The organism is bacterium, assembly GCA_030652805.1.
Taxonomy (GTDB): domain Bacteria; phylum JAHJDO01; class JAHJDO01; order JAHJDO01; family JAHJDO01; genus JAHJDO01.
This window is the reverse complement of record JAUSPT010000041.1, coordinates 26,175-50,289: the sequence shown is the minus strand read 5'-3', so window position 1 is coordinate 50,289 and position 24,115 is coordinate 26,175. Positions and strand designations below refer to the sequence as shown.

Here is a 24,115-nt window from a genome sequence, read left to right as displayed (position 1 = left end):
CAAAATACTAAAGTTGCCAGGGTTATGCCAAATCTTTGTGTTAGCGTGAAAAAAGGAGTTTCAGCGTGTTGTTTTAGTAGTGACTGTCGCAATGAAGATAAACAGTTTGTTGAGTCTCTGTTTAAAGAGCTTGGTATAACTTTGAGCGTTGATGAGAATAAGATGAATATTATTACAGCTATAAGCGGAAGCGGTCCAGGCTATTTATTTAAAATTATGGAGGTCCTTATTGATATAGGGAAGGAAGAAGGTCTTAATGAAGAAGATTCTGGGAAACTGGTCTATCAAACAGTTTCAGGAGCTGTGGCTTTAGCAATAACCAGTAATGTCTCTGCCAGGGCATTGAGAGAAAAAGTAACATCCAAAGCAGGCACAACAGAAGCAGCCCTAAAGGTTATGGATGAATACAAAATTGAGGAAATGTTTCGTGAAGCTGTAAAGGCAGCTCTCAATAGAGAGAAGGAATTGTCAAAGGAGTAGGAATGTTTGTTTTAGGTAATTTCATAGTAGCAATAGCACAGATTATTAGTGCAATATTAACGATACTTACCTGGATTATAATCATAAGAGCGCTTATATCCTGGGTAAATCCGGATCCCTACAATTCAATAGTACAGTTTCTATACAGAGTAACTGAGCCTATCCTGATGCCTATACGGAGGATACTGCCGGCAATGGGCGGTTTTGATCTTTCGCCGATAGTGGCTTTAATAGGAATTATGTTTATCAGGTCTTTTGTGGTCCGGACACTTATTGAGTTTGGCATGCGGATAAAATAGGAGATATCAGTAAACAATGGAGTACAAAGACACATTAAATCTCCCAAAAACAAGTTTCAAGATGAAGGCAAATCTTTCACAGAAAGAGCCGGAAATTTTGAAGAATCTTGAAGAACAGAATATTTATCAGAAGATACGGGATAAATATAAAGGACAGCCTTCCTATATTCTGCATGACGGGCCTCCTTATGCAAATGGGGATATTCACGTAGGGCAGGCGTTCAACAAGATTATGAAGGATATAGTGATAAAGTATAAAACAATGAAGGGGTTTGATGCTCCTTATGTGCCGGGATGGGACTGCCATGGCCTGCCGATAGAATATCAGCTTTTTAAAGAATTAGGAGTTACGAGACATCAAATTGGGCATGTGAAATTTCGTAAGAAAGCCAGAGCCTATGCGAATAAGTATATAGATAGACAAAAAAAGGAATTTAAGAGATTAGGTATATTCGGAGAATGGGACAATCCTTATCTTACAATGGATTTCAACTATGAAGCAGAAATTATAAGGGCTTTTGGGAGATTGGCAAAGGCAGGTTACATATATAAAGGGAGAAAGCCAGTTTACTGGTGTATAAAGTGTGAAACAGCGCTGGCTGAAGCAGAGGTGGAATACAAAGACAAAACTTCTCCCTCTATATGGGTAAAATTTCCTGTTAAAGATGAGTCTGCAGCATATATTCTTATCTGGACAACTACACCATGGACAATTCCTGCAAATGTTGCTGTTGCTGTTCATCCTGAATTTAAGTATGCATTTGTCAAAACAAGGATTAGTGGCATAGAACAGGTATTAATCATGGCAGAAGGCCTGATTTCTGCTGTTCTGGATACATGTCTTGGGGAAAAGTACGAGATTTTAAAGGTCGTAAAAGGTGAAGATTTAGGGAGCATGGAATATAGACATCCTTTCTTGGATAGGATTGGAAAAGTGGTGTTTGCTGATTATGTTGAACTGAGTGAGGGAACAGGTTGTGTCCACACTGCGCCGGGACATGGAGCGGACGATTATCTGACAGGAATAAAATTTAATCTGCCAATACTTTCTCCTGTAAATAATAAAGGGGAATTTACTGAGGAAGCAGGTCCAGACCTTAAAGGACGAAATGTATTTGAGGCGAATGCAAAAATAGTAGATAAGCTGTCGTCTAAGAGTTTATTGCTACATGAAGATAAGGTGCAGCATTCCTATCCACATTGCTGGAGATGCAAGGAGCCTGTTATTTTCAGGGCAACACCTCAGTGGTTTATGAGTGTGGATAAGCATAACCTGCGCAGCAGGGCGCTTGATACTGTAAAGAAGGTAAAATGGATTCCACCTCGCACTATGAATAGAATAGATGCTATGCTTATGAACAGACCTGATTGGTGTTTGTCCAGACAGAGGTACTGGGGAGTAGCAATACCAGCTTTGTATTGCGCAAATTGCAAGCATACGATACTCAATCAGACTATTATTGAGAATGTAGCTGAACTTGTTTCTGTAAATGGATCTGATGCATGGTTTGAAGTTGATATAGAAAAAATTGTCCCGGAAAATTTTGCCTGTCCAAAGTGTGGCAAAACAAGTTTTGAAAAAGAAAAAGATATTATTGATGTGTGGTTTGATTCAGGTGTGAGTCATGAAGCTGTACTTAAGAAAAGGAAGAATCTATCATGGCCGGCAGATTTGTATTTAGAAGGAAGCGATCAGCATAGAGGGTGGTTTCAAACCTCTCTGCTCGCATCAATGGGATTAAATAATAAATCAAGCTACAGGAGTGTGTTAACTCATGGCTTTGTAATGGATGGTGAAGGCAAAAAGATGTCCAAGTCCATTGGTAATGTGATTGATCCCCAGGATGTAACAGCAAAATATGGAGCTGATATACTAAGACTCTGGGTATGTTCTTCAGATTATAAGGATGATATCAGAATTTCCGATGATATTCTAAGGCAAATAGTTGATGTATACAGAAGGATACGAAATACTGTTCGCTTTATTCTCGGAAATATATCTGACTTTAATCCGGATAAAAACGGAATTGCTTACAATAAGCTAACGGAAATAGATAAATGGATGTATTCCAAGCTACAGGAGCTTATAAAGAATGTTGGAGATGCATACGAAAATTTTGCATTCAACAAAGTTTATGTCTTGTTAAACAATTTTTGCACAAATGAGTTAAGTTCTTTTTATCTGGATGTGTTAAAAGATAGATTATACACTGCCAAAGGGGACTCTTTCCAGAGGAGGAGTTCGCAAACAGTGCTTTATGAGATTATTGAGAATATGGCAAGATTAATGTGTCCTGTTTTAACCTTTACATCTCAGGAGATATGGGAACATATTCCGGAGAAAAAGGATAGTGTGTTCCTTGCAGAGTTCCCCAATCAAGGTAAAATAGATAATTCTTTACACCAGAAGTGGCAGGAAATATTGAGTATTCGTGAGAAGGTTCTTAAGATAATTGAAGAAGCGCGGGAGAAGAAACTTATTGGCAACTCTCTTGAAGCGGAAGTAGCTATATATTGCACAAAAGAGACAGCAGAGTTTTTGGAGAACTTTAAGGAAACTTTGCCCTTGATTTTTATTGTGTCAAAAGTTAGTATTACGCAATTTTCAAAGACGGACTCTAAAAAAGATTTAAGGATAGTTGTAGAACATGCTTCTGGAGAGAAATGCGTTAGATGCTGGAACTGGAAGGAATCAGTTGGGAAAGACGTGCAGCATCCGCAATTATGCACCCGTTGTGTAGAGGTAATGAAAAGAGGAGATGCAAAATGCAAGAGCGTATGTTAGAGAGTTTTAAGAAGAAATTAATAAAAGAAAGAGAAAAGTTGCTTGAAGATGTTAATCACATACGTAACGAGGAACTGGGCAAGTCTCAGAGGGATGCGACTGGTGAGCTTTCAGGGTATGCCGATCATATGGCAGACGGGGGGACCGACGATATAGAGAGACAAGTCTCCCTTGGGTTAATGTCTAATGAAGAAGCCATGCTTATTAATATCGATGGAGCTCTTAAGAGAATAGAGGATAAGACCTATGGTGTATGTGAATTGTGCAAAGAGAAAATTTCGCAGGAACGTCTTAACGCAGTCCCATATGCAACATATTGCATAAAGTGCAGGTCTCAGGAAGAAAGCAAAAACAATAAGAAGATTTAATGATAATCTTCTTTTCTGCTTTATCTATATTTCTTATAGATCAGATTATAAAGTTCTGTATAGTAGAGCATCTTTATTTGGGCCAAGAAATATCAATCGTTAAAAATATATTCAGTATTTCCTTTGTCACAAATAAAGGAATTGCGTTTGGCTTATTTTCAAATTCCAACTTTCCTTTTGTCTTAATATCCATAGCAGTGCTTGTATGTATGACATTAGTGTTTATTTCATTTAATAAAGACGCTATATCAAAAAAGGCGGAGGTTTGGATAAGAATTGCATATGGATTAATTTTAGGCGGTGCATTTAGTAATATGCTGGATAGAATAAGAATAGGGGAGGTTATTGACTTTTTGGACTTTCATATCTGGCCTGTATTTAATATTGGAGATTCTGCAATATGTGTAGGGGCTGGAATATTTGTGTTGAATATTTTAAGAAGCAAGAGCAAAATAAAAAGCCATGCATCCAATACTGTTTAAAATCGGTCCAGTAGTTATTTATTCGTATGGAGTGATGGTAGCCGTTGCCTTTCTCAGCTCCGTATATCTCCTAAGTCGCTCAGCGCAAAAAGTAGGTATTAGCAGCAAAAATATCGCAGATCTTGGGCTAGTTCTTTTAATTTCAGGCATAATTGGAGCAAGATTATTATATGTTCTTACAGAAATAGAATATTACAGAGCAAATCCCCTTGAGATAGTAATGATCTGGAAAGGGGGACTGATTTTCTATGGTGGATTTATTGTAGCATTTGTTTGTGGCTGGGTATTTTTAAAAAGAAACAAAATGCCTGTCCTGAAAACCTGTGATCATATAATTCCATATCTTGCATTAGCCCAGGCAATAGGGAGAATCGGATGTTTCTTTAATGGATGTTGTTTTGGAAAGCCGACAAATCTTCCATGGGGAATGATATTCCCAAAAGGAAGCATAGCAGGAGATATCTATCCTGCTATGCATATTCATCCAACACAGTTATATTCTGTTTATACGAATTTTTTGATATTTGCAATACTCTTATTATTTGAAAATTGGAAGAAGTTTGACGGGCAAATTTTATATCTGTATTTAATTCTATATTCTGTATCAAGATTTCTTATAGAATTCCTGCGGGCAGACAACCCACATATTTTAATGGGATTAACAATAGCTCAGGTAATTTGTGTTGTGTTATTTCTAACAGGAGTAGTTATGTATATTAGAGGAGCGGCTCGAAGGAGATGAAATTACATACACTAACAGCTCATGAACTTGCTAAACTACTTATCAGTAGAGAAGTGAGTTCTGAGGAACTTACCAGAGCATTATATGAGCATATAGGCAAAACGGATAAACAGATTGGAGCATATATTACCTTAACAAAGGATATAGCTATTGAACAGGCAAGGGAAGCTGATAAAAGAATAAAAAAGAAAAGGGATATTGGGCCATTAACAGGGATTCCGATTGCAATAAAAGATAATATGTGCATTAAAGACGTTCTGTGTACATGTGGGTCTAAAATGCTCAGTAGTTTCATTCCTCCATACAACGGGACAGTAATAAATAAATTAAAAAAATGTGGGTTGGTATTTCTTGGCAAGACAAACATGGATGAATTTGCTATGGGCTCATCTACAGAAACTTCTTATTTTAAAGTTACCAGAAATCCATGGAATATAAAGACTATTCCTGGTGGTTCCAGTGGAGGGTCTGCGGCAGCTGTTGCATCTGATCAGGCGGTTTTATCTATTGGTTCTGATACCGGTGGTTCTATTCGCCAGCCTGCATCTCATTGCGGCATAGTTGGTATGAAGCCTACTTATGGCAGGGTGTCAAGGTACGGGCTCGTAGCTTTTGCTTCATCTCTTGATCAAATAGGTCCTTTGACCAAGGATGTTTGGGATTGTGCCGCGCTTCTTGAAGTAATAAGCGGATATGATCCTCTTGATTCAACATCATTACGTATGGCTTCGCCTGATTATATGAGCTTTCTCAATAAGGATATTAAGAATATTAAAATCGGAGTTCCAAAGGAGTATTTTATAGAGGGAATTGATAAAGATGTAGAACTGGCTGTAAAGGGAGCAATAGAGAAATTAGAGAATCTTGGTGCCACTATTGAAGAGATATCTTTACCTCATACTGAGTATGCTGTTGCAACATATTATATTATTGCTCCTGCAGAAACGAGCGCGAACCTGGCGAGATATGATGGGGTTGAATATGGATACAGAGCAAAAGGGGAGGGTGTTGATAAAGACTTATTGGGTATGTATGAGAATACAAGAAAAGATGGTTTTGGCGCAGAAGTAAAACGCAGAATAATGCTTGGAACCCACACCTTAAGCTCAGGTTATTATGATGCATATTACTTAAAAGCGCAGAAAGTAAGGACTCTTATCAAACAGGACTTTGATAAGGCTTTCAAAGGGTTTGATATCTTAGTTACTCCAACATCTCCTACTCCTGCATTTAAGATAGGAGAAAAAATAGATGATCCTCTGCAGATGTATTTATCTGATATATTTACAATACCAACTAATTTAGCAGGTTTGCCTGCCATCTCTATTCCATGTGGGGTCAGTAAAAATGGACTGCCAATAGGTTTGCAGCTTATAGGCAACTATTTTGATGAGGGGATGATTTTGCAGGTTGCGCATGCATTTGAGAAGAATATGAGTATATCTACTTATTAAAATTATTTTTGTTAGTATTTACCGTAATTTCTTGCAACTTCAATCATTTTAAAGATATTTTCCTCAGGAGTATCTCTGCCGCATTGATCTCCTGTAGAAAGAATAAAACCTCCTCCTTCCCCTCCGTCATCTATCGCTTTTTTTGATGCTTTTTCTACCACCTCGGGTGTTCCTTTGAGCATAATATCCGTAGTATGAAGATTTCCCATTAGAGAGAGCTTTTTTCCATACTCCTGTTTGATTTCCCTTAGATTACAGTCTCCCATTGGTGGAGTTTCTAAAGGATTAATGGAACTGAGATCTGTTTTTTGGGCGCATATTTTTACCATTTCTTTTTCTGGACCACAGCAATGAATCTGACTGGGAATCCCAGCATCTTTACACATTTTTGTAATCTTCTGTAAACAAGGTAACATTACATCTCCTAAAATAGCTGGTGTATGATTAATTAAACATCCTGAACCGCCAGTTAAAATAAAATCTGGTTTTATAGGAGCAGAAAGAATCTTCTTTAATCGTTTTATTGCTTCCTCTTCTTTTCTCAAACTCCACTCTTTAACTTCATTATATCGGTCATAATAATCATAAACTGAATAGCGTTTTCTATTAGGCTGGTCTAAAAATGGAGGCGCAATAAATATCCCGACTACTCCGTCTTCTCCCATATATTCTTTAACTTCTTTCAATATCTTTAAATCCTTTTTTTGAGGTTTTATCCCTTCAATTGGGTAGAATTTACGGGGAATAGATGCCATGCCTATTTTAGACGCTTTCAAGCTTACAGGAGGATTATCTTTATAATAGACAGTAACAAATTCTGACCATTCCTTTTTGCGTTTCTCTTTCTCCATGTATTCTCTGGTGATAATCTTTTCATCTGATTTAAATACAATAACATTTTCTTTTTTATATTCAGAAACTGGTTCATCCTCAAAAACATTCGGCACACTTTCAAGCCAGCCATCAAATCCAAAATATCTTACTGCATCAATATATGCCTTCCATCTTGGAGGATTATTATAAAGATAAATATCCCAGAAAGGCTTGCCAGTGAGCTTGCATGGAATCATATTGGATATATCCGGTGCCACAGGTACCATATCGGGTTTGCCATTTTTCATCGCGATAAGCATTCTTTCTTTGGAGGTCATTTTATTTCCTTATCTACAGAGCTTAAAAATTCTCGTTTCATAACCCTTAAGTTTTACAGACTTATTTATCCAATTTTCCCTATCAGTGGATAACATGTTCAATGCAGTTTTGTAATAATCTAAAAGTTTAAGAGAAATACTGACTGCCTTTGAACTATTATTAATTAAAAAAAGCACATCTTCATTATTTTTGCCTGTAAGCATTCTAAAACGTATTCCATCGGGTAGATTTAATAAAGGTTTCGAAATATTCGTAATATCCAATATTTTGTTAAAGACTTCGTGGATAAGCTTTTTTTCTAAACCTAAGGATAAATTGCTTTTTTTATCAGGGTCTCCTAAGTCTACAGCTGAGCAATTTGATAATCCAAGATTAATTCCACACATTATAGCTTTGCCCTTGCCGTATTTATTAACTGTTATGGCAGGAGATTTATCATCATATACGGCTACAATACTGCATCCGGAAGGATTATATTTTTCAACAAAATAGCTATTTTTGATTGGAATTTTTTTGCCATTAATAACCACAACCTCTTTCCTTCCCTGATTTAATTTAAATACATCTTTATTCTCCAGTTTGAATATCTTATCAAATCCTCTCCCTGGAATATTTCCTTCATCCAGCCAGAAGTTTTGGTCAAACGCACATAAGAACGGGTCAGAAAAGACAGTACCGCCTTTATGGATATAATCTTTCAGGACTTCTACTATTTTATTGTCCAGAGCAACGGGAAAAGGAAGAACTATTAGTTTGTATTTATATAGATCTTCTTTTTTACAATGTAATTCATGGATAATATCACATGGAATATTCTTCTCCCAGAATAAATTGTAATACCCTAATAAACATTGAGAGGGGATTGTTGTCGTATTGTTATTTTTACACCAGTATATTGCATACGACCGTGGACTGAACAGGATTGCAACCTCAGACTCAGGGATTTTACAGTTTAGAAACAAGTTTTCATTCTTTTTCAAGACCTCTGCAATTTTCATAAATTCTCTGCCGCTTTCATTTGGTTTTGAGCCATTAAAATTCACCATTCCAAGAGAATTAGCTTCCGTTCCATGCCTTTCCTTCCTGTACTGCCAGTAAAGCACCCCTTTAGCTCCATGTGCAACACTGAGCCATGTCCACATAGCAAATTGTTTGCCAGAGATTTCTCCTTTTGGATTTATTCCTGTACCTAATTGTCCGCAGCCCAGTTCAGACTGCCAGATTTCTTTATTTCTTCCAGCATTTCTTGTAGTATCCATTGCCAGGGAGATTCCTACTGTGTCTGAATACCGACTTGCAAAACCACTGCATCCCCATTTGTTCATAATACTAGCATTATCCCAGTCATCAAAAGCCATTGCCGGAAGAACATTATTCTGCACCTGACTTCCACCATATGAATGTCCAATGACAGGTTTATTACTTACTTTTCTTATAGTATTTATTCGCCTTTTAAGCTCAGCAATGAGATTATCTTTTGTAAAAGTTCTCCAATCAATCCAGTCTGTATAGCTCATCTTCCATGTTGGTGGAAATACCTGGTCAAAACCGATGAATCGCCTTCCCCATGCCTTATTTAGAGCTGATATAGAGGGATACTTCTCTTTCAGCCATTTTCTGAATGCGTTTTTTGTCGCTTCACAATAACAATATTCATCATTATTCAAATCGTCATAAAACATATGAGGTTCATTCATTGGTTCCCAGAAAGAAAGTGATTCTCTATCTTTAATGTGAGAGACGACTTTGCTTATAAAATTCAGAGTTATATCCTGAACCTCTTTATTGTCATAACAAAGTCCAGGCCATCCTCCTGATGGAGTATTACTTCTGGGAGAAGGCAAGAATGAAATTCCTTTTACATTAACATAATAATATTCCGGATATTTACAAATTGCCCATTCAGGAGCAGCATGAAGGTGAAACAAACATCCTATTTTAATATCATACTTATCTCCCAAATCAAATATCTTATCAAGATAATCATAATCAATAACACCTTCCTTAATTTCCAGCCTGTTCCAGAGCAGCCAGATACGAATGGTATTCACTCCCATTTTCTTCATATTCTTAAAATCTTTTTCCCACTGATCCATCCTGGGAGTTTCGCCTCTTAGATATTGAACTCCGTATACGAACATTTTGGTTCCTCTATTTTTGCTTTGAGATTTTTAAAGATATAGCTTTCACCACTGTGATATGCTGTTTCAGGTGATTTTTTCTGTATTAATCAGTAAATTGAAAAGAGTAAATCTCTCCCTTTTTAATGTAAAATCGTAATTTTATTGGTCTTCCTTGCAAATTTTCTAACCTTTCTTTTCCTCTCCAAGAAATCGTTTTCTTAACCGAATCTCCAATAAACTTATCGCAATCTTCCAGATTTTTTCCTTTCATCGAATTTTCGTTTTCATCAAGAATTTCAACACCTATGAAACCATCGGGCTTAGTTCTTCCATTAATAAGTAACTTATTTCCCTTAAATTTCAGGACTTTAGTTTTTATGCTTCCTATGTTCCTCTGTCCTTCCAAGCTAACGAAGCCATCCAACCTTAACCTTGCAAGCCCAATTCCTGAAAGAGTTTGTTCTCTTTTTGGCTCATTATGTTTGTTACTGTGCCCGCTGTAATATATCCAAATTTCATCCCCTACAATTAGAGGTTCATTGCCTGTGAAAATCATTCTTTCGTCAAAATCACCATGTCGCCCCAGAGACAAAAAGATTTCCCGATTTCCAACTCTTTTCCAATCTGTCCCATCGCGGCTAGTGGCAAGCTGGACATCTATGGTACCATCCTGCGGATTGGTGTGGTACATCCACAACATTCCTATATATGTGCCGAAATAATTAAACCCTCCCATCCCATAGAACTGAGTATCAGCCCTATCACCTAAGTCAGGACTCAATATTACTTTAAAATTCTTCCAGTTTATTGAGTCTTCACTCTCAGCAGTAGCAATAACTCTGAGGTAATCTCCTGCTTTAAAGTAATCATCTTCAGGTCCCATATATACCGGAGATTCGTTAGGAAGAACCCTCCTGAATGCCCGATACTTTCCAGTTAATCGGTCATATGAAACGCATATTACATCATCAGCTCCGCCTTCTCCCTGATGCATGCTTCTATCCAAGGGGGTGCTCCATACAGGATTCTTTTCGTATTTCTTCCAATGAATTCCATCATTAGAAAACGCAACACTCACCCCATGGGTTCTTTTATCAAGAGACGGTCTATCCCAATACAACATTTGATATTGCCCCGTCTCTTTATTTCCATCAGACAGCTTTATCACGTTTGGCTGGAATACTGCCTGCGGGGCTGTTTCAAAAAATATAAGATTATTATTTCTATTTCCTTTAATTTCTACTAATCCAAGTGATGGTTTCTCCCAAAAGATTCCATCTTCACTCTCAGCATAAGCAATCCCGCCACAATCCCCATTCCCCCAAAATGTGCTGTACCACATTCTGAATCTGCCGTTATCAAAAAGAACTGTTCCATAAAAATGAGGACTTTCTCTATCCCCTTTTTTTATTAAAGGATTTTTAGAATCTTTTTTAGGCTGATGAACAAGCCGACCAATTTTGTAGGTATTCTCTATTAATAAGTCGTCCAAAAATAGCTGTTTGGAGCTATCAATATCAATAACCATATATATTTCCTTTAATTTATAAAGAACTAAATATCTTTAAGCGAATATCCTTTGTCTGGGGGAAACTTCAAACGTATTTTTTTGCCCCTTCATCATTGTTCGGGCCACATGGTAATACCTTGGATAATTTCCTTGTGACCAGCATCAGTATCAGGTGCAAGATAATCGGGTATCATGTAATACCCGACATGTCCATCACAAAAGAGATAGTTGCTGCCATTATTGTGACGGTTAGCAATATAAAACCGGTTTATACATAGTGCCCCGTTATGCCCGTCGGGTCCTGCAGCATCTGGTGCATCCCAAAAATAAATCACACTACTCGGTCCTTTGACCTTACCCAATTTGAATCCTGCTAACCATTTATTGGAAGCGTATGTATCAGTATAACAAGCCGGCCCTCCATACGGGTTCCACCTCGGAAGCTTGGTGGATGGACAGGTCCACATAGGGCTATCCTTTAGATATCCTGTCTGAATAAGTACACCATTAGGACGAGGAGCAGAGGATGTCCCCCCATATGAATAAGCAAGATAATCCTCATTGTCCTGGGCATACATCAATGCTGCTAATCCTATCTGTCTTAAGTTAGATACACATTTAATTCTTCTAGCCGCCTCTCTTGCCTTCGTAAGTGCCGGCAAAAGCAGACTTGCAAGCAACGCTATCACAGCGATTACAACCAAAAGTTCTATTAACGTAAACGAAGCCCTTTGCCTGATCCATTTTATTATATCCATATTCCTTGCCTCCTTGTTATTCTGGATTTATATATTTACCTAGATATCAATTCCTCCTTTAGCATCTTGTAAGATATCCATGTCACTTTTGGGATAGTTGTAAATTTTTACTTCGTCAATAATTCCATTAAAAGGATAGGCATAACCTGACATAAAAGAGCCAACAGTGATTGCATCACGTCCTTTAGTAAGCGCTAGATTCTCCTCACTTACACCAGCTTCTTCTCCATTTATATACACCTTAAATACAGAACCGTCATAGGTGCCGGCTACATGATACCAGACATTCTTCTTGATAGGATATTTTGCCTGATTAGATCGTACTCCCCACTTCTTCTCCCCGTCTCCTGACCAAAAAGTCAAAGAATTATAAAAAATTAAAAATCTAAATCCTGCACCTCTATCTTTTACCGCATTAGTTACAATTTCATCAAAACCAGGCCATACTTTTACTTGTTTATCATTCAACTTAACCCAAGCTTCTATCGTTATTCCTTTAGAGAAATCATATCTGTTTGTACCCTTGATTACAACACCACCATTTTCTACTCCTCCTTCCCCATCAAATTCCAGAGCTTTGTCAAATCTGCCATCAACCCATTTTGTGTATTTCCCTAGTTTTATTATCGTTCCATCATTCTTGTTGCTGCTGGAGTCTCTTACCACTGTCCCTTCCCCTTTATCAAACTTCCAAAAGCCAACCAATCCTTTTTCTTCTTCAGACAGAGCAAATAACGTGAAAGTTAATACCAGCAATCCTGTCAGAATTCCTATTGAAAATACCTTTATTCCTTTTTGCATCTTTTGTCTCCTTTCATTTTTCATATATTTCTATCTCTGTTATTTTTGAGTTTGGACCATTTGTCCCTGTAATCCAGACTCTTATCCTGTCTGTATTTACCTGCTTAAATCTATGAGCAATCACCTCCTCATTTTTTCCAGATACTTTGTCCATAATTTTCCACCTCCCTGCAACGAATGCCTGAATTTCATAATCCTTGAGGCTCCTCTCAAATGGATATACAACTACTCTTCCCACATTATGCTTTCTTGGTAGTTTTATTTCAACCCAGTCAGGAAGTTCACTTGGAGTTTTATCGCACCACATCGCCTTCCAATAGCCATCAAATTTGGTGTCAATAACTCCGTCCGCTAAATGCCATAAACCAAGATCTTCTCTCTCTGGCCTTGCTCCTTTATTTGATGAAGCGCTAATTATTACGGTATCTCCTTCGTGCATCTGAAATGCCAAATTGCCGGGCTTTCTGCGGGCTTGATTTGCCTCATCTATCATCCTGCATATCTCTTTTACTGTGGTAAGTCCTGTCTTTTTCTGGGATGTTGTGTATATATGGACTTCAAATGCATCAAATTTATCACTAAAAGAATCTTCCTTTATTTTTATCTTTCTATCCTCTGATATCACATTGAGCAAATTAGAATATTTACCTATTCCATGAATAGTAATCCTTGCTTGGCTTGGTTCCATATCGACATTTACTGCAAAAAGGTACAACTGGCCATCTACATCTTTCAGGTGTGTCCTGATTTTCTCAGAACTGGCTTTTACTTCAAGTTTACTATTAGGCGCTGTAATTGCCTTGCCTAAATATGCCAATTCTTGGACTTGATAGGGACCACCTATTTTTACTTCCGGGTAATGGTCAGTCTGTCTGTTGTATTGAATAAAACCCTTAGCTCCGCCTATCATGGTCATAAAAGTTGCCCCGCGCGCTTCATAATATGAGCGAATACGTTCATTTATCTTCAAATAATCGCCAAAGTTAAAACCCTGGACCAAATACCCAATAAATTTCCTGCTCTCTTTTCCAATTTTTTGAAAGTGATCAGCAAAACCCATTATTGAAGACATATCATTAATCTTTTTATTTTTCATGTATGGGGGATAGCGGTGAAAACTGTGGTAATCAGCCCCTTCAACATAGTTTTGCCCCCCTTCAGAAGTATAGTGTGTTATTATAACAGGATGATATGGGTCTTCTTCTCGTACCACCTCATAGAGGGCTCTCATATTTTTCACAGCTATGCTTGGTTCATCATCCAAGTGGTAGCCGAACAAATCCGGCTCATCTCTAAACTTTTGTATTCTTTCCCTGAGTTCTACCTGTAATTCAGCAATCTTCTTCTCATCACGTGCAGCTCTGGTAATTGTGAAGCAATGTATGACTACTTTCTGTCCCTGCAACTTCCTCTCTTTAGTCATATCCCAGGCAAAGACTGCATTAAGATATCTATTATTTCCAATTATTCCGTTACGTAACCATGCTCCGTTAAAGAAAAAGAGTTTGCCATCAACATACCAGTTTAAATCTTTTCCAAGCCATACTTCCCCTTTTTTATAGGGAAGTTTCTGGAGGTTGTTTTCTATCACGGCAATTGAGGTATCATTTTTCTCCTTAAGGTTCGCGGTTATAAGCAATTTACCGTATGGAAGTTTACTGCATGAAAATTCCACTTTATTTATTTTTGATGGTAATTCAATAATCTTTTCTACAACCAGTTCTGATTTATTCTCTTCTTTTATACCCACGAAAAGTTTTTTATCTTTCAAATCCTTTTCCGGAAGATTAACCTTTACTTCCAGAATAACCTTCTCAAGATTTTGAGTTTCAAATATTGTGTCTCGATAAAAGGGCTCTATTACATTTATTGCCATTGGTACATAGCTGACATTTAGTTTTGTTTTTGAAAGATAGAGTGTCTTCTGAGTCTTAGGATCGCTTATTGTAAAATAACAATCATATTCACCCTGAGTCTTTAAAATAAAAGGACCTATCTTATTATCCTTCTCCTCTTCTGATTCAAGTTCCCAAATATCTGATTTTATATGAGGCTTTTTATCAGGACCAATAAGCCAACCCTCTATTTTAACTTCTTGCTTTTTTCCTGTTAGATTTTTTACCGGTGCCTTGACTGCTGCATGCAGGTTTTTATCCTTAATCTCTGTTGAAATAGTTATGTTTCCAACCTCATAACAATATTTCTTGAAGTCTGCATCCAAACCTTCAAGTTTTAGAAATCTTCCTGCAATATTAAAAGCGCCATCTTCTGCAATAGATGAATTCTCAAAAGGGTTCTTCTTCTCCCTGCAGAGATTTATGCCCCAGGTTGAGCTTACTTTCGACGTTATTCCAAGAGTGTAAAATGGAATAGCAACTTCACATGACCAATAGTCTTTTCCTATATGAGATTTAGCTTTCCATGTTCCATTCCAGCTTGAATCTCCAAGCCATCCACCTTGGGCACATGAACGGTCAAATTTAGAGCCTGAAGCATTTACTGCAAAGTGGTAATAATCAGTCATATCTAATTTTGTATCTAACATTATCTCTATACAGTCATCGCCAAATACACTCTCGTCATGCTCTTTCAAACTAGTTCTTATATTATTTATATTTGGGTCGAGACATTTCATTCCCACATAAACATTGTTATCATCGTAGAGGATATAACCAATACTCTGGTATTTTGCAGGATTATTTGTATTATTTATTTTAAAATTGGTGATTGGTATTGCCCTCTGCCAGCAGGAATCTGTCAGCTTTCCGTCAATAGTAGGTGGAGAACTTGTTCTTATTGCCTTCATTGTAGTTTCTCCTTCTGCTTGCCCTAAAAGCATTGTTGTGATACTGAATGCGCATACTATAATCTTACGAAACAATACACTTCTTTTTTTCATAAATCATTCCTCCTGTTTGGTTGAATTTCTTACAATCAGTTTTGTTGAAACTTCTATGGGTTCACCAGTCTTTATTTCTTTCTTAATCATCTTTTGCAGAGCATCAATTGCCTTTATTGCCATTTCATCTCTGTCCACAGAAATGCTTGTAATCGAAGGCTCAATATGCGTCAATATATCTGTATCATCATATGATATTACACTTATATCTTTCGGAATATTGATGCCGTTTTTATGCAGCGAGTTTACAACCCTGACAGTAATTCCGTCTGCACAACAAAATAAAGCATCAACAATAGACGGAGTTTTTCTTAAGTCTTCGTTTGCTTTCCTATGATCAAACCATACGATTTTGTTATTAATCGCTATTTTGGCAGAATTTAATGCTTCGCAATATCCTTGATGCCTTAATTTATAATTTGGGTGGGGATATCCTATAAATCCGATTTTTCTAAGCCCTAGAGATATAAGATACCTTGTTGCTTCTTTTCCGCCTGAGACATTTTTGCCAACTATTGATATTGTATTTCTATTATTTATCTCACAGTCAACAAATACACTTGGGATAGTTTTAAATAGAGCTTTGTTATCACCAGAATATGTTCCAATAAAAATCGCTCCAAGCATGTTCTTAAGAGCATCATTTTCTAATATTAGTTTGGAGAGATTTCCGTCTTTTAAAAAATAATGTTTTACATTAAAGTTTTCTTTATTTAAAAACTCATGAAGTTTTTCCAGCAAATCTCCATAGAATCCAATATTTCCGCTCTTACTGGAACCTTGAGAGTAAGAGCTGTTTAAGAATAACCCTACATTTTTATTATAAGATTGTTTTTCTCTATATGTTGAAGATTGGACAAAAGTACCTCTACCTACTTGACTAACCAATATATTTTGTTTTACAAGTTCAGAGATTGCCTTTTCAACAGTAGCTTTGCTCAGTTTATATTTAGCGCATAATTTCACTACTGTATCTATCTTGTCACCAGCTTTTAACCTGGAAGCTTTGCGCTTAATAATAGACATTAATTGATAATATCGTGGTAGAGGGCTATTTTTATCAATTTTCATCTAAAAGTCTCCAAGAATTATCTCAGTATCCCGAGTTAATTTTACTTTAGCGCAAAACATTTTCTTTGTCAAGAACTTTTTCCATTCTTTTATTTTTCTTGAACACTACTGGATTCCGCATCAAGTGCGGAATGACAGATTGCTTCGTCGTTGTACTCCTCGCAATGACACGGGGTTTACTGAATATTTACGCTATTTTAACAAGTCATCTAGAGAAATTTCTGTATCCCGCATAATCTGACGGAGAAGTCCACGACCAATATCTTTCTTGCCGTGGACAGGAATAGTTGTCCTTCGTCCATCTGAATGGCGAAAAATTGCGTAGCTACCACTTTGGCGAGCTAGGACAAATCCATGGTTTCTTAAGATTTTAATGATTTGACGAGCATTCAGGGAAGGTAGCCGAGGACTCATACTGCAACTTTGACTTTTGACACATCCACTTCTTCATAAATTGGCTCGCCAATTTCAAGACGGTCCTCGATATGAAGTTTAATAGCGTCCTCAATCAATGCATGAGCTTCTTCTTCTGTTTCTCCCTCTGTATAGCAGCCCTGAAGAGCTGGGCATATAGCAAGATATCGTCCATCTTCGTCTTTTTCGATTACTACTGTTAAATTATATGTCTTCATTTCTAACTCCTTCATCTTCTTTACGTACCAACTTCTATATAATATAGCTATGGTATCATACTTGTCAAGTTTTTGTGATTGTATTTTCGGGAAATAAGGTTAAAATAAGATGTCATGGATAAAGCAATAGAAATTATAAATGAACTTCGTGAGAAGGGATTAATTAAAGATTATGCTATAGGTGGGGGAATTTTGCGTAAATATGGCTTGACTGAAAAATTTAAGCTTTTATAAAGGACAGTCATTGTGAATAAAGATAAAGCTAAAGATGTAAAGATTGTTATGGAAGATATATAGAATAATAACACGAATGGAATTATTTAAAAAAAAAGAGCTATTTCATAAAGAACTTGCAAAAATACCTTTTGAAGAAAAGATAAAAATACTTATTTCCTTACAGAAGATTGTAAATACTATTCAGAAACCTTCAAAGTTAATATGAATTACGAACCGGTGATTGGGCTGGAAGTTCATGTTCAGCTTTCAACAAAGACTAAAATATTTTGTGGATGCAGTACGAATTTTGGTGCGTCTCCAAATACACAAACATGTCCTGTTTGCTTGGGGCTTCCGGGTGTACTGCCTGTTTTGAATAAGAATGTGGTTCAGTCCGCTATTAAAACGGCATTAGCAACTAATTGCACTGTCGTTGAGAGGTGTATATTCCACAGGAAGAACTATTTTTATCCTGATCTTCCAAAAGGTTATCAGATATCGCAATATGATATGCCTCTTGGGGAAAATGGCTGGATTCAGATTAAGCTTGATGGGAAGGTAAAAAAAATACGCATAACCAGAGTTCACATGGAAGAAGATGCTGGGAAGCTGATTCATTCTGAAAATTCAGAAGATTCAAGGACCAGAGTTGATTTGAATAGAGCCGGCGTGCCCTTGCTTGAGATTGTCTCAGAACCTGATATAAACTCTCCTGAGGAAGCATATCAATATCTTGTATCTTTAAAGCAAATACTGGAATATCTGGAGATTTCTGACTGTAATATGGAAGAAGGCAGTCTTCGCTGTGACGCGAATATCTCAATAAGACCTGTGGGAGAAAGCGGACTCGGAACAAAGACAGAACTAAAAAACATGAATTCGTTTAAAGGTGTCGAGAAAGCTCTTGAGTACGAAATTATACGTCAGAAAAAAGCGATTGATGAAGAAAAGAGAGTAATTCAGGAGACACGCCTTTGGAATACAGATCTTAATAGAACAGAATCCATGAGGAGTAAGGAGGAAGCTCATGATTATAGGTATTTTCCAGAGCCTGATCTGGTGAGGATAAATATTGATAAAGAATGGGTGAATAAAACGAGACAAAGTCTCCCTGAACTTCCAAAAGCACGCAGGGATAGATTAAAAAAGGAGTATGGACTTTCTGATTATGATGTGGAAGTGCTTACAATGGATAAAAGGATTGCAGATTATTTTGAAGAGTGTTCAAAGCATTTTTCAAATTGTAAAATGATTGCAAACTGGATAACAGGCGATATTTTAGCAGCTCTTAAGGGGAAAAAGATCAATATAGATAATCTTAATGTGTCTCCGGAACAATTAGGAGAACTGCTTGGTTTAATTGAGAATGGAACAGTAAGCGGGAAGATTGCCAAGGACGTATTTCAGGATATGGTATGTACTGGAAAGAATGCAAAACAAATTGTGTCAGAAAAAGACCTGGTTCAACTTTCAGATGAGGGGAAACTGGTTTCGATAATTGACAAGATTGTTCAACGAAATCCAAAACCAGTTGATGATTTTAAATCCGGGAAGCAGAATGCATTAGGTTTTCTTGTAGGTCAAATTATGAGAGAGACAAAGGGCAAAGCAAATCCTCAGCTCGTAAATAGGATCTTAAAATCAAAATTGTCCTGAAGAATCTCTGCAACTTGTTTGGACATTAAGCTAATATTTGATATCATACACAAAAATGTAAAGGGAGAAAGTTGCTATGTTAAAGAAGATAGAGTGTATTGTTCAGCCGTTTAAATTAAAAGAGATAAAAGAAGGTTTCAGAGAAATAGCAATTGATGGGATGACAATCACTGAAGTAAGTGGTTGTGGAAAACAAAAGGGGCACCTGAAAAATGTTAAAAATAATGAGTCTATTAATTTTTTACCAAAAGTAAAGATAGAGATTGTTACTGAGGAGGAAAGGGTTGAGGATATAATTGATGTAATACAAAGGCTTGCCAGAACCGGGCAGATTGGCGCAGGGAAAATATTTGTACTGCCTGTTGAAGACGTGATACGTGTTAGAACGAGAGAAAGAGGAAGAAGCGCAATAGAATAACTAATGGGGGTGAATTATGGCGTTTAATCTGTGGCATAATGCCTTAGAGTTGCTTGACAATGTAGCAGAAAAGGTAAATCTGAACGAAGTAGCGCATAAGAGGCTCAGTAAATGTGTAAGAGAGTTAACAGTTTCTATTCCTGTAAGATTAGATAATGGTGGTTTTGAGGTGTTTACTGGTTATAGGGTGCAGCATAATACACATCGTGGACCCTCTAAAGGTGGAATTAGATTCCATCCGGATGTAACTCTTGATGAAGTCAAAGCATTAGCAATGCTTATGACATGGAAGTGCGCTGTTGTTGGAATACCATACGGTGGAGCAAAGGGTGGGGTTATCTGTGACCCGGTCAAGATGTCAATAGGGGAGATAGAAAGACTTACAAGAAGATATACTTCTGAAATAATAATGATAATAGGGCCTGAGAGGGATATTCCAGCTCCTGATATGAACACAAATCCTCAGATTATGGCGTGGATTATGGATACGTACAGCATGGATAAGGGGTATGTTGTTCCCGGTGTGGTAACAGGGAAACCTATATCTGTAGGCGGTTCTCAGGGAAGGGAAGAAGCTACGGGAAGAGGTGTGACGTACACAGCGTTGAATACGCTTAAGCATTTTGATATGGATATAGAGAATACATCTATCGTTATTCAAGGATACGGCAATGTTGGAAGAGCAACTGCAGAATTGCTTTATAAGGAGGGCTGCAAAGTTATAGCTGTTGGTGATGTTTACGGAAGTATTTATAATCCTCATGGATTAGATATAAATAAGCTTAGTGAGCATTTAGCTAATACAGGTAGTGTGGCTAAATATAAGGATGCAGATTCTATAGAGAATAAGAGTCTGCTTGAGTTAAAGTGTGATATTTTGATACCTGCTGCCTTAGAAGGACAGATAAGAGAGGATAATGCTGAGGAGATTAAGGCCAAGATTATTGTTGAGGCTGCTAATGGCCCCATAACTAATGAGGCAGATAATATACTAAAACAGAAAGGGATATATGTAGTTCCTGACATTCTGGCAAATGCAGGAGGAGTAACTGTCTCATATTTTGAATGGGTCCAGGGATTACAAAGTTACTTCTGGAGTAAGAGAGAAGTTAATCTCAAACTGAGAGATATTATGACAAAAGCATTTTACGATGTTCTGGCAATATCTGAAAAAGAGAATGTTGATATGAGAATGGCTGCATATATGCTTGCTGTAGGCAGAGTAGCAGAAGCTATAAAGATAAGAGGATTATATCCATAGATTATGTGTGGAATTATAGGATATATCGGCTATCGTAAAGCAGTTCCAATAGTACTTGAAGGATTAAAGAAGCTGGAGTATCGTGGTTATGATTCATCGGGTATTGCTGTTTTAGATGATGGTAATCTAAAGAGATTTCGAGCGGAAGGAAAGATAAATAAGTTAGAAGAAAAGATTGGCAAAGAGAATTTGTCAGGGAATATAGCATTAGGTCATACCAGATGGGCAACTCATGGAAAGCCCTCCGAGGAGAATGCCCATCCCCACACTGACTGCAGTAAACGTTTGGTAGTAGTTCATAACGGAATCATAGAAAATTATCTTGGGCTTAAAACGCAGCTAATCTCAGAAGGACATAAGTTTGAATCTGAAACTGATACAGAGGTAATAGCGCACTTAATAGAGGACAACATAAGCAAAGGACTGCTTGAAGCGCTGAGAACGGTCTTAGGAGAAATAAATGGCTCTTACGCATTGGCTGTAATTAGCGAAGATGAGCCTGATAAAATAGTAGTTGCCCGTTCTAAAAGTCCCTTAATTATTGGTCTGGGAAAAGACGAAAATTTTGTAGGTTCAGATGTTCCCGCTTTTTTGAATTATTCCAGGCAGGTAGTATATTTGGAGGATGGAGAAGTAGGGGTGCTTACAAAGGATAAAGTAAAGGTTTATAAGGGAGAAGTTGAGAGAAAATTTAAAAGCGTATCAATAAAGTGGGATAGTACTATGGCAGAAAAGGTAGGTTTTGACCACTTTATGTTAAAAGAAATATGTGAGCAGCCTCGAGCAATAGAGGAAACAATAAGAGGAAGAGCACAAATAGATACAGGCAGAATATATTTAGAAGAATTTAAACAACAACATGTTTTAATTAAGAAATTAGAAAGGCTTGTTATTACTGCCTGCGGTACTTCATGGCATGCTGGTCTGGTAGGCAAATATTTAATTGAGGATATAGCACGTATCCCAGTTGAGGTTGATTATGCAGCTGAATTTAGATATCGAAACCCGATTATCGATCGTGGAACAGTATTATTAGCTATCAGTCAATCAGGTGAAACTGCAGATACTCTGGCATCTGTAGAAGAGACACGAAAGAGTGAGTGTCCTGTAGTTTCCATTTGTAATGTTGTTGGAAGCTCTATTTCCAGAGAGTCTGATGTGGTTTTGTATACTCATGCCGGACCGGAAATAGGGGTTGCCTCTACTAAGGCTTTTACCACGCAATTGGTAATGCTCTATTTATTGGCTATTAATATTGCGCAAACAAAGGGATTCTTGAGGGAGGCCGAGAGCATAGAACTGGTTCAGAATCTAAGACTCTTAGTCAAAAAAGCGGACGAATTGATTGATAAAAAAGAAGAGATACAAAGGATTGCCCGTAAGTATTATCAGAACCGGAATTTTTTATATTTGGGACGAGGCAAGGGCTTTCCGGTTGCGCTTGAGGGAGCTCTTAAATTAAAAGAGGTTTCGTATATTCATGCTGAAGGTTATCCTGCAGCTGAGATGAAGCATGGACCTATCGCACTAATAGATAAGAATATGCCGGTAGTAGTTTTAGCTCTCAAGGGACGCCGCTATGAGAAAATGCTGGGCAATATTGAGGAGATAAAATCAAGAGGCGGGAGGGTTATAGTATTAACAGATGAAGAATCTCCTGAAATTAAGAAAATGGCAGATGATTTGATAGTAATACCTCATACTTCTGTTCCACTGTCGCCTATTTTAGCTGTTATACCGCTTCAATTATTAGCATATTATATAGCAGTATTAAAGGGTTGTGATGTTGATCAGCCCCGTAATTTAGCTAAAAGTGTAACAGTTGAATAAGGGGTTTCAACCCATAAGAGAGGAGATGATGTGAAATGAGTTTAATGAATTTATTTAGGATTCAGTTTATGGGTAATTCAGTATCGGTCTATATTCTTTGTTTTGGCATCCTGCTGGCTGCAGGTATTGCAAACAGGGTATTGAATGTAATGGTAATTAACAGATTAAAGAAGGTGTTTAGTAAATTTAAGAATTTGAAATTACGCATCGTGAGTAAGACCTTAGATTCTCTGCGCGGGCCTCTGTCGTTCCTGCTGTATACTATTGGAATAGTAACAATCGTAGAAATCCTTAATATTCCTCAGATTGCAAAAATGGGAGCCGAACATATTCTAAAAATAGCGATTGCTGTTAATATTGCCTATTTTCTTGTTAAAGCAGTTGATATTTTTATCGAGTATTTGGCCCCTTACGTTGAAAGGACAGAATCCAAGCTTGATGATCAATTACTGCCTATTCTTCAAAAAGTAGCAAAGATTTTCATCTGGATAATAACAGTAGCAGTGATCCTGGACAATATGAATTATGATATTAAATCCATTCTTGTCAGTATGGGTATTGGAGGTGTTGCAATTGCGCTTGCAGCAAAGGATAGTATCTCTAATTTTTTTGGCGCACTAACGATTTTTATTGATAAACCTTTTCAGATTGGCGACAGAGTTCAGATTGAGAGTTATGATGGTCCGATTGAGTCTATTGGACTGCGCAGTACAAAGATAAGAACATTGGATGGGACACTGGTTATAGTGCCAAATGGTAAAGTTGTAGAATCCATAATCAATAATATTCAGAAGCGTCCATTTATAAAGAATATGTATACAATAAGTGTTACATATAACACAAGCTATGATAAGCTAAAAAAAGCATTAAAGATATTAAGAAGCGTTTTAAAGAATCATGCTTCAACGGAGAAGTCCTGGGTGTATTTCAAGGAATATGCAGATTACTCTCTAAACATACTTATAATGCACTGGTGCAAATATACAAAATATCAGGAATTTCTTCAGGCAACAGAGGAAATAAATCTGGAAATCAAAAAGCAGTTTGAAGAGAACCAAATAGAATTTGCTTTCCCAACGCAGTCAATCTATCTGGAGAATTCAGAAAAGACGAAGTCATAAAATCCACTTCTTCTATTCCTTACTGTTTACTGATCACTTTTCTATTCCCCATTTGAA

General features: G+C 37.1%; 22 protein-coding genes. 13 read left to right on the top strand and 9 right to left on the bottom strand.

Features of this window, described 5'->3' with window-relative positions; all coding sequences use genetic code 11:
• From Q7J67_04395 to gatA, 7 genes are all read left to right on the top strand, one after another.
• The coding region (locus tag Q7J67_04395) for a pyrroline-5-carboxylate reductase dimerization domain-containing protein (GenBank protein MDO9464520.1) at nt 1-480 on the top strand (480 nt) is incomplete at its 5' end.
• A gap of 2 nt (nt 481-482) precedes the next feature.
• Complete coding sequence (locus Q7J67_04390) at nt 483-779, top strand: YggT family protein (protein ID MDO9464519.1); 297 nt, start codon at nt 483-485, stop codon at nt 777-779.
• Nucleotides 780-795: 16 nt separating this feature from the next.
• Nucleotides 796-3,564 (top strand): isoleucine--tRNA ligase, encoded by a 2,769-nt coding sequence (gene ileS / locus Q7J67_04385; GenBank protein ID MDO9464518.1) that lies wholly within the window; start codon nt 796-798, stop codon nt 3,562-3,564.
• Nucleotides 3,546-3,932 carry a TraR/DksA C4-type zinc finger protein gene (locus Q7J67_04380; protein MDO9464517.1) on the top strand — a complete coding sequence of 129 codons (387 nt, stop codon included), beginning with the start codon at nt 3,546-3,548 and terminating at the stop codon, nt 3,930-3,932. The genes ileS and Q7J67_04380 overlap by 19 nt, the downstream gene beginning before the upstream one ends.
• Nucleotides 3,932-4,414 (top strand): signal peptidase II, encoded by a 483-nt coding sequence (gene lspA / locus Q7J67_04375; GenBank protein ID MDO9464516.1) that lies wholly within the window; start codon nt 3,932-3,934, stop codon nt 4,412-4,414. The genes Q7J67_04380 and lspA overlap by 1 nt, the downstream gene beginning before the upstream one ends.
• Nucleotides 4,395-5,156: a prolipoprotein diacylglyceryl transferase gene (gene lgt, locus Q7J67_04370; GenBank protein ID MDO9464515.1), complete on the top strand. Its 762-nt coding sequence runs from the start codon at nt 4,395-4,397 to the stop codon at nt 5,154-5,156. Before lspA ends, lgt begins: the two co-directional genes overlap by 20 nt.
• Entirely contained in the window at nt 5,153-6,610 is a 1,458-nt protein-coding gene (gene gatA, locus Q7J67_04365; protein ID MDO9464514.1) for an Asp-tRNA(Asn)/Glu-tRNA(Gln) amidotransferase subunit GatA, read from the top strand. Before lgt ends, gatA begins: the two co-directional genes overlap by 4 nt.
• Nucleotides 6,611-6,621: 11 nt before the next feature.
• Here the strand turns inward: gatA and Q7J67_04360 are convergent, their stop codons facing one another.
• The 9 genes from Q7J67_04360 to Q7J67_04320 all read right to left on the bottom strand — a co-directional run bounded on the left by Q7J67_04360 (nt 6,622) and on the right by Q7J67_04320 (nt 17,556).
• The gene (locus Q7J67_04360) at nt 6,622-7,761 is read right to left on the bottom strand and encodes a uroporphyrinogen decarboxylase family protein (GenBank protein MDO9464513.1); all 1,140 of its coding nucleotides are present in this window, start codon (nt 7,759-7,761) and stop codon (nt 6,622-6,624) included.
• Between the two features lie 9 nt (nt 7,762-7,770).
• A complete protein-coding gene (locus Q7J67_04355; protein MDO9464512.1) occupies nt 7,771-9,903 on the bottom strand; it encodes a beta-galactosidase in 2,133 nt (710 codons plus the stop codon).
• Nucleotides 9,904-9,988: 85 nt separating this feature from the next.
• Entirely contained in the window at nt 9,989-11,413 is a 1,425-nt protein-coding gene (locus Q7J67_04350) for a hypothetical protein (protein MDO9464511.1), read from the bottom strand.
• A gap of 92 nt (nt 11,414-11,505) precedes the next feature.
• The gene (locus tag Q7J67_04345; protein MDO9464510.1) at nt 11,506-12,153 is read right to left on the bottom strand and encodes a DUF1559 domain-containing protein; all 648 of its coding nucleotides are present in this window, start codon (nt 12,151-12,153) and stop codon (nt 11,506-11,508) included.
• A 39-nt stretch (nt 12,154-12,192) separates the two neighbouring features.
• The gene (locus tag Q7J67_04340; GenBank protein ID MDO9464509.1) at nt 12,193-12,954 is read right to left on the bottom strand and encodes a LamG domain-containing protein; all 762 of its coding nucleotides are present in this window, start codon (nt 12,952-12,954) and stop codon (nt 12,193-12,195) included.
• A gap of 13 nt (nt 12,955-12,967) precedes the next feature.
• Nucleotides 12,968-15,853 carry a carbohydrate binding family 9 domain-containing protein gene (locus Q7J67_04335; GenBank protein ID MDO9464508.1) on the bottom strand — a complete coding sequence of 962 codons (2,886 nt, stop codon included), beginning with the start codon at nt 15,851-15,853 and terminating at the stop codon, nt 12,968-12,970.
• Between the two features lie 3 nt (nt 15,854-15,856).
• The gene (locus tag Q7J67_04330) at nt 15,857-16,924 is read right to left on the bottom strand and encodes a substrate-binding domain-containing protein (GenBank protein MDO9464507.1); all 1,068 of its coding nucleotides are present in this window, start codon (nt 16,922-16,924) and stop codon (nt 15,857-15,859) included.
• A 192-nt stretch (nt 16,925-17,116) separates the two neighbouring features.
• Nucleotides 17,117-17,338, bottom strand: coding sequence for a type II toxin-antitoxin system HicA family toxin (locus tag Q7J67_04325; protein MDO9464506.1), 222 nt, complete (start codon nt 17,336-17,338; stop codon nt 17,117-17,119).
• Nucleotides 17,335-17,556 (bottom strand): type II toxin-antitoxin system HicB family antitoxin, encoded by a 222-nt coding sequence (locus Q7J67_04320; protein ID MDO9464505.1) that lies wholly within the window; start codon nt 17,554-17,556, stop codon nt 17,335-17,337. Before Q7J67_04320 ends, Q7J67_04325 begins: the two co-directional genes overlap by 4 nt.
• 277 nt (nt 17,557-17,833) lie before the next feature.
• Here Q7J67_04320 and Q7J67_04315 point away from each other — a divergent pair, with 277 nt between their 5' ends.
• From Q7J67_04315 to Q7J67_04290, 6 genes are all read left to right on the top strand, one after another.
• Nucleotides 17,834-17,998, top strand: coding sequence for a hypothetical protein (locus tag Q7J67_04315; GenBank protein ID MDO9464504.1), 165 nt, complete (start codon nt 17,834-17,836; stop codon nt 17,996-17,998).
• Nucleotides 17,995-19,428 (top strand): Asp-tRNA(Asn)/Glu-tRNA(Gln) amidotransferase subunit GatB, encoded by a 1,434-nt coding sequence (gene gatB / locus Q7J67_04310; GenBank protein MDO9464503.1) that lies wholly within the window; start codon nt 17,995-17,997, stop codon nt 19,426-19,428. The genes Q7J67_04315 and gatB overlap by 4 nt, the downstream gene beginning before the upstream one ends.
• 76 nt (nt 19,429-19,504) lie before the next feature.
• Nucleotides 19,505-19,846 carry a P-II family nitrogen regulator gene (locus Q7J67_04305; GenBank protein MDO9464502.1) on the top strand — a complete coding sequence of 114 codons (342 nt, stop codon included), beginning with the start codon at nt 19,505-19,507 and terminating at the stop codon, nt 19,844-19,846.
• 16 nt (nt 19,847-19,862) lie between these two features.
• Complete coding sequence (locus tag Q7J67_04300; protein ID MDO9464501.1) at nt 19,863-21,107, top strand: Glu/Leu/Phe/Val dehydrogenase; 1,245 nt, start codon at nt 19,863-19,865, stop codon at nt 21,105-21,107.
• Between the two features lie 3 nt (nt 21,108-21,110).
• On the top strand, nt 21,111-22,937 hold the full coding sequence (gene glmS / locus Q7J67_04295) for a glutamine--fructose-6-phosphate transaminase (isomerizing) (GenBank protein MDO9464500.1): 1,827 nt from the start codon (nt 21,111-21,113) through the stop codon (nt 22,935-22,937).
• Nucleotides 22,938-22,972: 35 nt separating this feature from the next.
• Nucleotides 22,973-24,058 (top strand): mechanosensitive ion channel family protein, encoded by a 1,086-nt coding sequence (locus tag Q7J67_04290; protein MDO9464499.1) that lies wholly within the window; start codon nt 22,973-22,975, stop codon nt 24,056-24,058.
• Nucleotides 24,059-24,115: the final 57 nt, after the last annotated feature.

What these genes read in the sequence shown, in the direction of transcription:
- Q7J67_04390 (MDO9464519.1), top strand. Translation starts at nt 483, where the DNA reads ATGTTTGTTTTAGGTAATTTCATAGTAGCAATAGCACAGATTATTAGT.
- ileS (MDO9464518.1), top strand. Translation starts at nt 796, where the DNA reads ATGGAGTACAAAGACACATTAAATCTCCCAAAAACAAGTTTCAAGATG.
- Q7J67_04380 (MDO9464517.1), top strand. Translation starts at nt 3,546, where the DNA reads ATGCAAGAGCGTATGTTAGAGAGTTTTAAGAAGAAATTAATAAAAGAA.
- lspA (MDO9464516.1), top strand. Translation starts at nt 3,932, where the DNA reads ATGATAATCTTCTTTTCTGCTTTATCTATATTTCTTATAGATCAGATT.
- lgt (MDO9464515.1), top strand. Translation starts at nt 4,395, where the DNA reads ATGCATCCAATACTGTTTAAAATCGGTCCAGTAGTTATTTATTCGTAT.
- gatA (MDO9464514.1), top strand. Translation starts at nt 5,153, where the DNA reads ATGAAATTACATACACTAACAGCTCATGAACTTGCTAAACTACTTATC.
- Q7J67_04360 (MDO9464513.1), bottom strand. Translation starts at nt 7,761, where the DNA reads ATGACCTCCAAAGAAAGAATGCTTATCGCGATGAAAAATGGCAAACCC.
- Q7J67_04355 (MDO9464512.1), bottom strand. Translation starts at nt 9,903, where the DNA reads ATGTTCGTATACGGAGTTCAATATCTAAGAGGCGAAACTCCCAGGATG.
- Q7J67_04350 (MDO9464511.1), bottom strand. Translation starts at nt 11,413, where the DNA reads ATGGTTATTGATATTGATAGCTCCAAACAGCTATTTTTGGACGACTTA.
- Q7J67_04345 (MDO9464510.1), bottom strand. Translation starts at nt 12,153, where the DNA reads ATGGATATAATAAAATGGATCAGGCAAAGGGCTTCGTTTACGTTAATA.
- Q7J67_04340 (MDO9464509.1), bottom strand. Translation starts at nt 12,954, where the DNA reads ATGCAAAAAGGAATAAAGGTATTTTCAATAGGAATTCTGACAGGATTG.
- Q7J67_04335 (MDO9464508.1), bottom strand. Translation starts at nt 15,853, where the DNA reads ATGAAAAAAAGAAGTGTATTGTTTCGTAAGATTATAGTATGCGCATTC.
- Q7J67_04330 (MDO9464507.1), bottom strand. Translation starts at nt 16,924, where the DNA reads ATGAAAATTGATAAAAATAGCCCTCTACCACGATATTATCAATTAATG.
- Q7J67_04325 (MDO9464506.1), bottom strand. Translation starts at nt 17,338, where the DNA reads ATGAGTCCTCGGCTACCTTCCCTGAATGCTCGTCAAATCATTAAAATC.
- Q7J67_04320 (MDO9464505.1), bottom strand. Translation starts at nt 17,556, where the DNA reads ATGAAGACATATAATTTAACAGTAGTAATCGAAAAAGACGAAGATGGA.
- gatB (MDO9464503.1), top strand. Translation starts at nt 17,995, where the DNA reads ATGAATTACGAACCGGTGATTGGGCTGGAAGTTCATGTTCAGCTTTCA.
- Q7J67_04305 (MDO9464502.1), top strand. Translation starts at nt 19,505, where the DNA reads ATGTTAAAGAAGATAGAGTGTATTGTTCAGCCGTTTAAATTAAAAGAG.
- Q7J67_04300 (MDO9464501.1), top strand. Translation starts at nt 19,863, where the DNA reads ATGGCGTTTAATCTGTGGCATAATGCCTTAGAGTTGCTTGACAATGTA.
- glmS (MDO9464500.1), top strand. Translation starts at nt 21,111, where the DNA reads ATGTGTGGAATTATAGGATATATCGGCTATCGTAAAGCAGTTCCAATA.
- Q7J67_04290 (MDO9464499.1), top strand. Translation starts at nt 22,973, where the DNA reads ATGAGTTTAATGAATTTATTTAGGATTCAGTTTATGGGTAATTCAGTA.